At 73.6% G+C, this 11930-nt stretch carries 11 protein-coding genes; 4 read left to right on the top strand and 7 right to left on the bottom strand.

From position 1 onward, the window contains the following. Window positions 1-26: 26 nt before the first annotated feature. Entirely contained in the window at window positions 27-1238 is a 1212-nt protein-coding gene (locus PIR53_16815) for an acetyl-CoA C-acetyltransferase (GenBank protein ID WZH51668.1), read from the bottom strand. A gap of 197 nt (window positions 1239-1435) precedes the next feature. Here PIR53_16815 and PIR53_16810 point away from each other — a divergent pair, with 197 nt between their 5' ends. Both PIR53_16810 and PIR53_16805 read left to right on the top strand, forming a co-directional pair. Next, window positions 1436-2692 carry an AI-2E family transporter gene (locus PIR53_16810; protein ID WZH51667.1) on the top strand — a complete coding sequence of 419 codons (1257 nt, stop codon included), beginning with the start codon at window positions 1436-1438 and terminating at the stop codon, window positions 2690-2692. Between the two features lie 31 nt (window positions 2693-2723). Further along, window positions 2724-3146, top strand: a complete 423-nt coding sequence (locus PIR53_16805) for an S-adenosylmethionine decarboxylase (GenBank protein WZH51666.1) — start codon at window positions 2724-2726, stop codon at window positions 3144-3146. A gap of 39 nt (window positions 3147-3185) precedes the next feature. Here the strand turns inward: PIR53_16805 and manA are convergent, their stop codons facing one another. The 3 genes from manA to PIR53_16790 form a co-directional block, all read right to left on the bottom strand. Beyond that, a complete protein-coding gene (manA, locus tag PIR53_16800; GenBank protein WZH51665.1) occupies window positions 3186-4376 on the bottom strand; it encodes a mannose-6-phosphate isomerase, class I in 1191 nt (396 codons plus the stop codon). A 68-nt stretch (window positions 4377-4444) separates the two neighbouring features. After that, window positions 4445-5596 carry an acyl-CoA dehydrogenase family protein gene (locus tag PIR53_16795; protein ID WZH51664.1) on the bottom strand — a complete coding sequence of 384 codons (1152 nt, stop codon included), beginning with the start codon at window positions 5594-5596 and terminating at the stop codon, window positions 4445-4447. 9 nt (window positions 5597-5605) lie between these two features. Further along, on the bottom strand, window positions 5606-6784 hold the full coding sequence (locus PIR53_16790) for an MFS transporter (GenBank protein WZH51663.1): 1179 nt from the start codon (window positions 6782-6784) through the stop codon (window positions 5606-5608). A gap of 72 nt (window positions 6785-6856) precedes the next feature. Here PIR53_16790 and PIR53_16785 point away from each other — a divergent pair, with 72 nt between their 5' ends. Continuing rightward, window positions 6857-7438, top strand: a complete 582-nt coding sequence (locus tag PIR53_16785) for a TetR/AcrR family transcriptional regulator (protein WZH51662.1) — start codon at window positions 6857-6859, stop codon at window positions 7436-7438. A 103-nt stretch (window positions 7439-7541) separates the two neighbouring features. Continuing rightward, entirely contained in the window at window positions 7542-8831 is a 1290-nt protein-coding gene (locus tag PIR53_16780) for an AAA family ATPase (GenBank protein WZH51661.1), read from the top strand. Window positions 8832-8933: 102 nt separating this feature from the next. On the opposite strand, the gene PIR53_16775 is transcribed toward PIR53_16780, so the two are convergent. From PIR53_16775 to PIR53_16765, 3 genes are all read right to left on the bottom strand, one after another. Then, entirely contained in the window at window positions 8934-10196 is a 1263-nt protein-coding gene (locus tag PIR53_16775) for an ArsB/NhaD family transporter (GenBank protein WZH54472.1), read from the bottom strand. A gap of 58 nt (window positions 10197-10254) precedes the next feature. Next, window positions 10255-11418 carry a CaiB/BaiF CoA-transferase family protein gene (locus PIR53_16770; GenBank protein ID WZH51660.1) on the bottom strand — a complete coding sequence of 388 codons (1164 nt, stop codon included), beginning with the start codon at window positions 11416-11418 and terminating at the stop codon, window positions 10255-10257. Between the two features lie 69 nt (window positions 11419-11487). Beyond that, on the bottom strand, window positions 11488-11802 hold the full coding sequence (locus tag PIR53_16765; protein ID WZH51659.1) for a multidrug efflux SMR transporter: 315 nt from the start codon (window positions 11800-11802) through the stop codon (window positions 11488-11490). Window positions 11803-11930 lie beyond the last annotated feature (128 nt).

Here is an 11930-nt window from a genome sequence, read left to right as displayed (position 1 = left end):
CTGTTCTCTCCTGGTCGTTCCGGCGCTCAGACGAGCTCGACGATGGTGGCGATGCCCATGCCGCCGCCGACGCAGAGCGTGGCGAGGCCGCGCTTCAGCTCGCGGCGCTCGAGCTCGTCGATGAGCGTGCCGAGGATCATGGCGCCGGTGGCGCCGAGCGGGTGGCCCATGGCGATGGCGCCGCCGTTGACGTTGGTGATCTCGTGGCTGATGCCCATGTCGCGCATGAAGCGCATCGCGACGGCGGCGAACGCCTCGTTGATCTCGAACAGGTCGATGTCGTCGACCGTCAGGTTCGCCTTGGCCAGCGCCTTGCGCGCCGCCGGGGCGGGACCGGTCAGCATGATGACCGGGTCGGCGCCGGAGACGGCGGCCGAGACGATGCGGGCGCGCGGCGTGAGGCCGGCGCGCTTGCCCGCCTCCTCCGAGCCGATGGCGACGAGCGCGGCGCCGTCGACGATGCCCGAGCTGTTGCCGGCGTGGTGGACGTGGTTGATGCTCTCGAGCCAGTGGTACTTCTCGAGCGCCACGTCGTCGAAGCCCGCACCCTTGCCGATGTCGGCGAAGGAGGGCTTGAGGGTCGACAGGCTCTCGACCGTGGTGCCGGGGCGGATGAACTCGTCGTGGTCGAGCACGACGAGGCCGTTGGCGTCGACGACGGGGATGACCGAGTTCTTGAAGTAGCCGGCCTCCCGCGCCTTCGCGGCGCGGGCGTTGGACTCCGCGGCGTACGCGTCGACGTCCTCGCGGCTCCAGCCCTCGACCGTGGCGATCAGGTCGGCGCCGATGCCCTGCGGCACGAAGCTGGTCTGCAGGGCGGTGGCCGGGTCCATCGCCCAGGCGCCGCCGTCGGAGGCCATGGGCACGCGGCTCATCGACTCGACGCCGCCGGCGAGGATGAGGTCCTCGAAGCCGCCGCGGATGCGCGACGCGGCCTGGTTGACGGCCTCGAGCCCGGAGGCGCAGAAGCGGTTGAGCTGCACGCCCGCGACGGTGTCGGGCAGGCCCGCCTTGAGCGCCGCGGTCTTCGCGATGTCAGCGCCCTGGTCGCCGACCGGGCTGACGACACCGAGCACCACGTCGTCGACGACGGCGGGGTCGAGGTCGGGGTTCCGCTTGCGGGTCTCGTCGATCAGGCCGACGACGAGGTCGATGGGCTTCACCTCGTGGAGGGAGCCGTTCTTCTTGCCCTTGCCACGCGGCGTACGAACGTGGTCGTACACGAATGCTTCTGCCATGTCGGTCCTTGCCTGCCTCGATGGTTGCAGTGGATCGGCCTCCGGGCAGACCCGTGCCGATCGGTGTCCGTCGCTGATTGTGACACCATTACTGTCAACGTGGAAGGACCGGGTGCTGGTTGGTGACCCGTGAGTAACAACACGGCCGTACGGCGCAGCCCCGCGCCCGTCGGACCCCACGCCCTAGGGTGGGCCCGGTGACGACGTCCTCCGCCAGCGAGAACCCGGACCACCGAACCCGACCCCAGCCCGATCGCGCGGACGTGATCGACCGCGGCCTCGGCAAGCTCAACGTGTGGGGCATCCGGCTCATCGTCGGCGCGGTGTCGCTCTACATCCTCGGGTGGATCGTCGGACACACCTGGGTCGTCTGGTTCCCCGTCGCCCTCGCGCTCGTGCTCGCGACGCTGCTCGCCCCGCCGACGACCTGGCTGCGGCGCCACGGGGTGCCGTCGACGCTCGCCGCCGTCGGGGTCATGCTGGGCTTCCTCGGCAGCCTGTTCCTCCTCGGCTACGTCCTGGCGCCCCAGGTGGCGGGCCAGTCCAACGACATCGCCGACAGCGCCGTGCGCGGCGTCGGCGAGGTGCGCGACTGGCTGCAGGACGGTCCGCTGCAGATCAGCGACGGCCAGATCACGCAGGCCTTCGAGACGGTGCAGGACTGGCTGACCGACCAGTCGTCCAACATCAGCGCCGGCGTCATCACCGGCATCTCGGCCATCACCAACGTGCTCATCAACCTCGTGCTGATGCTGATCCTGACCTTCTTCTTCATCAAGGACGGCCACCGCTTCCTCCCCTGGGTCTCCGCGATCGGCGGCCGCCGCGTGGGCGGCCACTTCGTCGAGGTCATCAGCCGGGCGTGGAACACCCTGGGCGGCTTCATCCGCACCCAGGCGCTCGTGTCGTTCATCGACGCGGTCTTCATCGGGCTCGGCCTGGTGATCATCGGCGTGCCGCTCGCCATCCCCCTCGCGATCCTGACCTTCTTCGCCGGCTTCATCCCGATCGTCGGTGCCGTCACCGCCGGCGCGCTCGCCTGCCTCGTCACCCTGGTGACGAACGGGCCCGGGGACGCGCTGATCGTGCTCATCATCATCGTCGCCGTGCAGCAGCTCGAGGGGAACGTGCTCTCCCCGTGGCTGCAGGGCAAGAGCATGAAGCTGCACGCGGGCATCGTGCTCATGTCCGTCACGGCCGGCTCCACCATCTTCGGCATCACCGGCGCGTTCCTCGCCGTGCCCGTCGCCGCGACGGTGGCCGAGGTGCTGCGCTACCTCAACGAGAGCATCGACGAGGCGGTGGCGGCGGACGCGCCGTACCAGGACGCCCACGGCGCCCGCGGCCCCGACGGCCCGGCCGGCGCCCACCCGTCGCTGCCCGAGGACGTGCCCCACACGGAGGACGGCCTCACCCCGGCCGAGCTGCGCGAGAAGCACGATCCGGACGCGTGAGACCGGGTACGGCGGGGAAGGGTCCCCCGCCGTGAGCCTGGATGCCCCGATCGTGCCCGTCGCCGGCGCCGTGACCCGACCGGTCACGGCACCCTCCGGTGACGAGATGTGCTCCTACGCGCTCGACGTCTGGACCGACCACCCGACCGTGCTGACCGACGCGGTGGCGCTGGCGTCCGTGCTGCGCGAGGCCGCCGCCGCCGGCGGGGCCGTCGTGCTCGGCGAGGCGGCGCACGTCTTCCCCAACGGCGCGGTGACCCTGTCGCTGGTGCTCTCCCAGTCGCACCTCGCGGTGCACACGTGGCCCGAGCACGACCTGGCCAACGTCGACCTGCTGACGTGCGGCGTGCTCGAGGGCGAGGCCATCGTGGCCGCCGTGGCGCGGGGGCTCCACGCGCGGCGTACCCGGGTGACGCGGACGATGCGGCCCGTCACCCCGGGACGACCCGACTGATCGACCCCCCCGTCAGGCCCGTCAGGCCCGCCGGGCCCGTCAGACGACGTCGACGAGGCGCGAGTGGACGGCCCGGCGGGCCGGCTCGAAGGCCTGCGCCACCTCGCCCAGGCCCACGATGACGCAGTCGCGGTCGTCGGGGCCGAGGAACACCGACTCGCCGCGACCCAGCCGCACCCGCTCGCCGGCGCCGTTGCGCACCTCCACCTCGCCACCGGTGCAGATGAGCAGCGACTGCTTGGCGTTGACGACGGCGACGCCCTCGGGGTCGGCGTGCGAGACCTGGGTGACGGCCAGCGCGAACTCGACGTCGGCCGGGCTGAAGACCTCGGTCTCGGCGAGCGCGAACTCCGGGTTCACCCGCGCGATGCGGGCCATGCCGGTCGTGCCGAGGCAGGTCACGAGGCCGGTCGGGTCGACGTGCTTCCGCGTCAGTCCGGCGCGCAGCACGTTGTCGGACGACGCCATGACTTCGAGGCAGAGGCCCTTGAGGTGGGCGTGGATGATCCCGGCGCCCAGGTAGGCCGCCTCGCCCGGCTGCAGGGTCATCCGGTTGAGCATGAGGGAGATGACGACGCCGACGTCGTCGGGGTAGTACTCGGCGATCTCGACCGCGGTCGAGTAGGCGCGCTTGATGTCCATGCCCATCTTGCCGAGGGCGCGGCAGGCGCCGACCACCTCGCCGATCTGGGCGGGGCTCACCTCGGAGCTCAGCAGCCACTCCACGCGGCGCACGATGCCCGCGAAGCCGGGGTCGGCGCGGAGGTCCTCGGCGAGCTTCTGGGTCAGCGGCGTCTCCAGCGGCGCCAGCACGCGGAGGATCTCCACGGTCGGGCGGAAGCCGATGAGGCTGTCGAAGGTGGTCAGCGCGTAGACCATCTCCGGCTTGTGGTTGTCGTCCTTGTAGACCCGGTTCGGGGCGTCGAGCGGGATGCCCGCGCGCTCCTCCTCGGCGTACCCGTCCTCGGCCTGGGACTTGCTCGGGTGCACCTGCAGCGACAGCGGCTGGTCGGCGGCGAGCACCTTGAGCATGAACGGGAGGTCGCCGGTCAGGTCGGAGAGCGGCTTCGCGTTGCCCTCGGCGTCGACGGCGGTCGACGGCTGCAGGGCGTGGGTGCCGATCCACACCTCGGCGACCGGCGTGCCGTCGGGGCGCTCGCCCAGGAAGCGCGGGATGGCCTCGGGCGACCCCCACGAGTAGTTCTGCACGCCGTTGCGGAGTCGGTACATGCGGGCCAGCCTAAGCAGCGGAGCGCGTCCGCGCGGCGTACCGGTGGGTCGCGGGGGGGCCGCGTGGGTCACACGAAGGCGGAGACCCCGGTCTCGGCGCGGCCGATGAGCAGCTTCTGGATCTGGCTGGTGCCCTCGTAGAGCGTCATGACGCGGGCGTCGCGGAGGTACTTCGCGACGGGGTAGTCGTCGACGTAGCCGTAGCCCCCGAACGCCTGCACCGCGTTGTTGGCGGCGCGCACCGCCGCCTCCGAGGCGAACAGCTTCGCCTTCGACGCGGCGAGCGAGAACGGCTCGCCCCGCATCGCGAGGTCGGCGGCCCGCCAGACCAGCAGCCGGGCGGCGTCGGCGTCGACCGACATGTCGGCGATGAGGTCCTGCACCAGCTGGTGGGCCGCGACCGGCTTGCCGAACTGGTCGCGCTGGGTCGTGTACTCCAGCGTCGCCGCCAGGCAGCCCGCGATGATCCCCGTGCAGCTCGCCGCGATGCCCACCCGCCCGGTGTCGAGCGTCGCCATCGCGATCCGGAAGCCCTGGCCCTCCTCCCCGAGGAGCGCGTCGGCGGGCACCCGCACGCCGCTGAACGACAGGGCCGCGGTGGCCTGACCGCGGAGGCCGAGCTTCCCCGTGACCTCCCGGCGCTCGAAGCCGGGCGTGTCCGTCGGGACGATGAAGGCCGACACGCCCTTCGGCCCCGGCCCGCCGGTGCGCGCGAAGACGAGGCAGGCGTCGGCCCACGTGCCGTTGGTGATGAAGATCTTCTCGCCGTCGATCACCCAGTCGTCGCCGTCGCGGACCGCCTTCGTGCGGAGGTTCGCGGCGTCGGAGCCGTGGCCGGGCTCGGTGAGGCCGAAGCAGCCGAGCAGCTCGCCGGCGACGATGCCGGGGAGCCAGCGCTGCTTCTGCTCCTCCGTGCCGTGGGCCAGGATCGGTCCCGCGAAGAGGCCCGCCGAGACCGAGACGATCCCGCGGACGGCCGAGTCGGCCCGGCCGAGCTCCTCCATCGCGAGGCAGTAGGTGAGGAGGTCGAGGCCGAGGCCGCCGTACTCCTCCGGGATCTTCACCCCGAAGAACCCCTGCTCGCCGAGCTTGGGCACGAGGGCGAGGTCGACGGACTCGGCGTGGTCCCACGCCGTGCGGTGCGGCACGACCTCGCGGTCGCAGAACTCGCGGGCGGCGGCCCGGAAGGCCTCCTGGTCGGGTGACAGGGTGAGGTCCACGTCACAGGTCTACCAGGGCGTCGTCGGACGGACACCGGCCGATCGGGTCGCACTCCCCTCTCCCTCCGGCCGCCGGGGAACGGACGCCGCGCAGGCCGCCAGCGCCACGACACCCGCCAGCAGGAACGCCGCGCCCGACCCGCTGCGCGCGGTGACCTCCCCCGCCAGGGCGGAGCCCAGCGCCTGGCCGAGCACGAGGAGCACGAAGAAGCCGGCCGTCACCGCGGCCGGCGCCTGCGGGCGCAGCTCCGCCGCCCACGCGATGAGGGCGGACGTCGCCGCGACGAAGCCCCAGCCGAAGAGTGCGCAGGCCAGCACGGCCAGGACCGGGGTTCGGCCCGCGGTGCCGAGCAGCACCAGGGCGCCCGCGACGGTCGCCACCGTCACGGCCCAGCCGACCCGCGGGGAGCGGCTGGCGAGGCGACGGGCGGTCAGGACCGTCGCGGTGCCGCCGACCCCGATGCCGATCCACGCCACCGTCGTCGTGGTCTCGCCGAGGCCCTGAGCGGCGAGGTGCGCCCGACCGTAGGTCCACGCCGCGGCCGAGGCCGCGCCCAGCCCCAGCGCGCCGAGGGCAGGGACCAGGAGCTGGTACGTCGCGGCGCGACCCGCGCCGTACCCGTGCGCGTCGGGGGTCTCGGGAGTCGCCGGCCCGGAGGAGCCGCCCCGCGCGAGGAGCAGGACGAGGACGCCGCAGAGCAGGGTCGCGGCGGCGCCGGCGGCGAACCCCGCGCGCCAGTCGGGCAGGAGCACGACGGCGAGCAGGCCCGCCGCGACCAGGCCGGGGCCGGTCCCGGAGTTGACGACCGCCTGGGCCCGGGCACGCCGGTCGACGGCCACCCGGCGGTCCACGATCGCCACGAGCGCCGGGGAGGCGAGCCCGGCCGAGGACGACGCGAGCACCGCGGCGGCGGCGAACGCGCCGGTGCCGGGGGCGAGCGCCATGCCCGTCGCCCCGACGACGCCCGTGAGCGCGGCCGCCACCAGGACCGTCCGCGGGCGGCGGTCGGCGACCAGCCCCACGATCGCCCCGGCGCAGTAGGCGAGGGAGGCGCCGGAGGAGACGTAGCCCGCGGCGCGGTCCCCGAGGCCGAGGTCGGCCTGCACGTCGGGGAGGAAGAGGCCGTAGGCGAGACGCACCAGGCCGTAGGTGCTCGCGATGAAGGCGAGACCGGCGACGACGAGCATCCCGGACGCGCGGTCAGGACCGTGCTCAAACGATAACGGGCGTTTCACTTTGCCAAGTCTAGGGTGGGGTCCATGGCCAGCCGAGCGAGCACCGAGAGGAAGCTGCTCGACGCCGCCGACCAGCTGCTCTTCCGCCGCGGCGTGACCGCCACCCCGGTCGACGAGGTGCTCGCCTTGGCGGGGGTCTCCCCCGCGACGCTCTACCGCGCGTTCGGCAGCAAGGACGGCCTGCTCGTCGCCGCGCTGGAGCGCCGCCTCGATGCATGGCTCGCCACCTGGGACGCCGCTGTGGCCGCCGCCGCCGACGACGAGGCGCGGCTGCTGGCCGTCTTCGACGCCCTCGAGACCTTCCGCGCGCGGCCCGACGGTGCCCGGTGGTGCGCCTTCCTCGGGAGCGCGGCGGAGCACGCCGATCCCCCGGCCCCGCTGGCCGCCGCGCTGGCGCGCGACACCGACGAGCTGCGCACCCGGCTGCGGGCGCTGGCCGTGCCCGTCGTCGGCGAGACCGGCGCCGACGGGCTCGCCGAGTCCCTGCTGCTGGTGGTCTCGGGTGACCTCGCGATGCGGCTGCGCGACGGACACGTGACGACGAGCGCGGCGCGCGACGTGGCGAGGGCGGTCGTGGCCTCAGCGCGTCAGAAGACGAGGCCCTGAGGCCACGCCTTAGCGCGGGGAGGTCTCGCCACGGACCGCGCGCCCCGGTAGAAAGACGCAGAAAGATGCTGTTTTCTACGTCTTTCTGCAGGAGGATGAGCGCATGGACAGCAACGTCTACCGACCCGGCGCGGGCAAGGTCCCGCCGTTGCTCGTCGGTCGTGACCGGCTCGTGCGGGACTGGACCCTGCAGCTGCACGCGGTCGCGGGAGGCGGGGGTCGTGCAGCTGCCGAGGACCTGCTCCTCACCGGCCCACGTGGGGTCGGCAAGACCTGCACGCTCACCGTGCTGGCAGACCAGGCTCGCAGCCTCGGCTACGAGGTCGTCAATCTCCAAGCAGTGCGCGACGAGCCGACGATGGTCGCGTCGCTCATCCGGCAGGCCGACGCCGCCATCGCGGCGGACAAGGGACCGTGGAAGCGCGCGAAGCAGGCGCTCGAGCGATTCGCTGGCCTGCAGCTGGGAGCCGGGGGCTTCTCGGCCGGCGTGAGCCTCCACCCGCCGGCGGGCGGGTCGGCCGGAGTGGCGCGCGATCCCGAGTCCCTCGCGGGCGCCCTGGCGGCCCTCTCCGAGGCCGTGCGGGGCGAGACAGGCGGTCTGCAGACGGCCGCGTCCAGGGGTGGGGTCATGCTGACCATCGACGAGATCCAGGTCGGCGACGCTCGCGAGGTCGCCCTCATCGCCGCAGTGCTCCAGCGCCTCAACGTCGACCACCCCGACGCGGCCGTCGTCTTCGCCGGTACCGGACTGCCCCACACCATGGCCCGGCTGATCGAGGCAGGTGTCACTCATCCCGATCGCCTCTTCGTGGAGACCCGGATCCCGCTGCAGCTCGAGGAGCCCGACGCCCGCCTGGCAATCCTCGAACCTGCCCGTGTTGCTGGGGGCGGCTGGGAGCCTGCGGCCGTCGACGCCGTGCTCGAGGCGTCCAACCGCTATCCGGCGCACCTGCAGTACTTCGCACAGGCCGTGTGGCGCCACGCCCCCGGCCCCGTCGTCGACGTCGCCTCCGCCGCAGCCGCGATCCCTCCGGCCGCCGAGACCCTGACCATGCGCTCCCTCGAGCCGCGCTGGGACGCGCTCTCCGAGCGGGAGGCCGAGCTCGTCACGGCGATCGCCGCGAACGGTGGCCGAGCCACGGCCCAAGAGCTCGCGGTCATCCTGGGTCGAGATCAGCGCTCCTGGTCACGCGTTCGACAGAACCTCATCGAGACCGGAGACATCTATGCCCCCCGCCGGGGGGTTCTCGAGATCACGATGCCGGCGCTCGCCCGCTACGCACTGCACGAGTACCCCGACCTACAGGGGCGGTCAGGTGAGCGCCTCGTCTCCCTGGACGAGATGCGCCGGCGCGGCGCAGGAACCCTCCCACCACCGGTGGCAGGCGGCTGAGGCGGACCCTCTGGTCCGCGGCGCGCGACGTGGCGAGGGCGGTCGTGGCCTCAGCGCGGCGGAAAGCGGGGCGCTGAGGCCACGACGCGGATCGGGGCGGGCTCAGGTCCCGACGAGCGTCGCCGTACCGGCCATCACGGCGGTCGCGACCACCACGAGCACCGGCGTGACGAGCAGGCCGACCGCGTGGAAGCGCCGGCCCACGTCCGCCGGGTGCTCCAGCGCGGGGTTGCGGAGCCAGAGGAGGTTGGCCAGCGAGCCGGCGTACGTCGCGCTCGCCCCCACCCCGACCCCGATGAGCACCGCGAGCACGGCCTCGGGCCCGACGGGCGCGGCCAGCGGCACCAGCAGCAGGGTGGCCGGGAGGTTGTTCAGCAGGTTGGCGGCGAGCATGGCCACGAGCGCGACCACCACGAGGCTGACGACCCCGGTGCCGTCCGGCAGCAGCCGGTCGAGGAGGTCGGCACCGCCCCGGTCGGCCAGCGCCGTCACGGCGATCGCCCAGCAGAGCACGAAGACGGCGAAGGGCACCTGCCCCGCCGCGAGCAGCCGTGTCGGCGCGAGCCGCAGCTCGGGACGGCGGGTGAGCGCCGCGCGCACGCCCAGCACCGCCGCCGCCACCAGCGCCGGCCACACGGGCTCCAGGTGGAGCTGACCCCCGACCACGATGGCCGCCAACGTCACGCCGAGCACGACGAGGGTGAGCCGGTCGGGGCGCGGGACCGCCACCGGGGCCTCCACCACCGCGGGCGTCGCGGCGGCGGGGCGCTGCGCGCGGCGTACGACGACGTGCTCGGCCGCGACGACCACGAGCCACGCCGGCGCCATGAGCAGCGTGAAGTGGAGGAAGGTCAGCCCCGACGCGTCGAAGGCCACCAGGTTGGTGAGGTTGGAGACCGGCAGCAGGATCGACGCGGTGTTGGCGAGGCGCACGGAGGCCAGGTCGAGCGGCCAGGGGTCCCGGCCCAGCCCGCGGGCGGCCAGCACGAGCACGGGCGCCAGCAGCACGACCGTCGCGTCGAGCGTGAGCAGCGCCGTGACCACCGCCGCGGTGAGCACGGCGAGGAGCACGAGCCGCCGCCCGGGATCGGAGGCGCGCCGGGAGCCGGCCGCGACGATCCCGCCCAGCCAGGCGAATACGCCACCCCGCTCCACGAGCGTGGCGAGCACGAGGATCGCGACGAGGTAGCCCACGACGGGCAACAGGTCGAGCACCGCCCGCTCGGCGTGCCCGGGGCTGACCGCCCCGACGCCGAGGACCAGCCCGGCTCCCAGCACGCCGACCGCGAGCTGGCGGACGCCGTCGAGCGCGAGCGCCGCCACCAGGCAGGCCACGGCGGCGACCACGGCGGCGGCGAGGAGCATCACCGGGCAAGGGTGCCAGGGCCGGGGGCGCCGCCGACGCCAACCCCGCCAGCGGCGCTCAGGCCTGGACGAACGCCCCCGACGCGATCAGACCGTCGACATCTGCCACGCCCCACGCCTCGAGCGCCTCGCGCGTGTAGGCGCCCGCGCGGTGGGGGCTCAGCGTCAGCGTCGGCGCGGTGCGCGAGAACCGCGGCGCCGGCGCCGGCTGCACGACGCCGTCGCGCTCGACGAAGATCTCGCGTGCCTTGACGTGCGGGTGCTCCGGCGCCTCGCTCATGCGCAGGATCGGCGCGACGCACGCGTCGGTGCCGTCGAAGACCTCGGTCCACTCCGCGCGGGTCCGCGAGCGGATGGTGTCGGCGACGAGCGTGCGGAGCTCGTCGTACCGGCCGAGGTCGGCCTGCGTGGGCGCCTGCTCCTTGATGCCGAGGCGGGTCACGAGCTCGTCGAAGAACTGCGGCTCGAGCGCCCCGACCGCGAGGTGCTCGCCGTCGGCGGTCTCGTAGATGTCGTAGTACGGGATCCCGCCGTCGAGCAGGTTCGCGGCACGCTCCTCCGTGAAGCCGCCGCCGGCGAGCATCGCGGACGCCATGGCGTTGAGGTGGGCGGTGCCGTCGACGATCGCGGCGTCGACGACCTGGCCCTTCCCGCTGATGCCGCGCTCGACGAGCGCGGCGAGGATGCCGATGACGAGGTAGGTCGAGCCACCGCCGAAGTCGCCGACGAGGTTGCTCGGGAAGTGCGGCCGGGCCTTGTCCTGGCCGAGCCCGTGGAGGGCGCCCGTGATGGCGATGTAGTCCATGTCGTGACCCGCCGCGTGGGCGAGCGGGCCCGTCTGGCCCCAGCCGGTCATGCGGCCGTAGACCAGCCGCGGGTTGCGCGCGAGGCAGTCGTCGGGGCCGAGCCCGAGCCGCTCGGTCACCCCGGGCCGCAGGCCCTCGACGAGCACGTCCGCCTCCGCGACCAGGTCGAGCACGGTGTCGCGGGCGACGGGGTCCTTCAGGTTGGCCGCGACGCTGGGCCGGCCGCGGGTGAGCAGGTCGTGGCGCGGGTCGGCCACGACCGACAGCGCGCCCCCGCCCGGACGGTCGATGCGGATCACGTCCGCGCCGAGGTCCGCGAGGATCATGCACGCGTGCGGGCCCGGCCCGATCCCCGCGAGCTCGACGACCTTCAGGCCGGCGAGCGGCCCCGTTCCCTGTCCCAGCGTGAGCGCCATGGACGGATCATGACAGATTCACTGTCACAGTCGCGAGGGCATCCTCGGTGTGGTCGCCCGTGCGCGGGTTCAGTGGGCGAGCTTGAGACCGATGACGCAGGCCACGATGCCGAGCAGCAGGAGCGCCCGCACCGCCGAGAAGGCCTCGGCGCCGGTGACCATGGCGTACGACGCGGTGAGCGCCGCGCCGATCCCCACCCACACCGCGTAGGACGTGCCGACCGGCAGCGTGCGCATCGCCCACGCGAGGCCGACCATGCTCGCGACCACGGAGACGCCGAAGACGACGGAGGGCACCAGGCGGGTCAGCCCCTCCGAGCGCGACAGGGCGGTCGCCCAGACCGCTTCGAGGCATCCCGACAGGACGAGCACGATCCAGGCCATGGGCGCATCGTGGCGGACGCGTGTTGCGGGGAGGTGACGGCCCCGGTCCCCGGGCCCCCTGGGGCGGGCACCTGGTCGTGGTGCCAGGCCTACGGAAAGTGGCGGGCTCGCACCACGGCCGGGAGCAC

It is taken from the genome of Nocardioides alkalitolerans (assembly GCA_038184435.1).
In the GTDB taxonomy this organism is placed as follows: Bacteria; Actinomycetota; Actinomycetes; order Propionibacteriales; family Nocardioidaceae; genus Nocardioides; species Nocardioides alkalitolerans_A.
This window is presented reverse-complemented; position numbering and strand designations above follow the sequence as displayed.

Bases quoted from the DNA above. Each gene is read 5' to 3' on its own strand.
- PIR53_16815 (WZH51668.1), bottom strand. From the start codon at position 1,238: ATGGCAGAAGCATTCGTGTACGACCACGTTCGTACGCCGCGTGGCAAG.
- manA (WZH51665.1), bottom strand. From the start codon at position 4,376: ATGTACCGACTCCGCAACGGCGTGCAGAACTACTCGTGGGGGTCGCCC.
- PIR53_16790 (WZH51663.1), bottom strand. From the start codon at position 6,784: ATGCTCGTCGTCGCCGGTCTCGCCTTCATCGCGAGCACCTACGGCCTG.
- PIR53_16785 (WZH51662.1), top strand. From the start codon at position 6,857: ATGGCCAGCCGAGCGAGCACCGAGAGGAAGCTGCTCGACGCCGCCGAC.
- PIR53_16780 (WZH51661.1), top strand. From the start codon at position 7,542: ATGGACAGCAACGTCTACCGACCCGGCGCGGGCAAGGTCCCGCCGTTG.
- PIR53_16775 (WZH54472.1), bottom strand. From the start codon at position 10,196: ATGCTCCTCGCCGCCGCCGTGGTCGCCGCCGTGGCCTGCCTGGTGGCG.
- PIR53_16770 (WZH51660.1), bottom strand. From the start codon at position 11,418: ATGGCGCTCACGCTGGGACAGGGAACGGGGCCGCTCGCCGGCCTGAAG.
- PIR53_16765 (WZH51659.1), bottom strand. From the start codon at position 11,802: ATGGCCTGGATCGTGCTCGTCCTGTCGGGATGCCTCGAAGCGGTCTGG.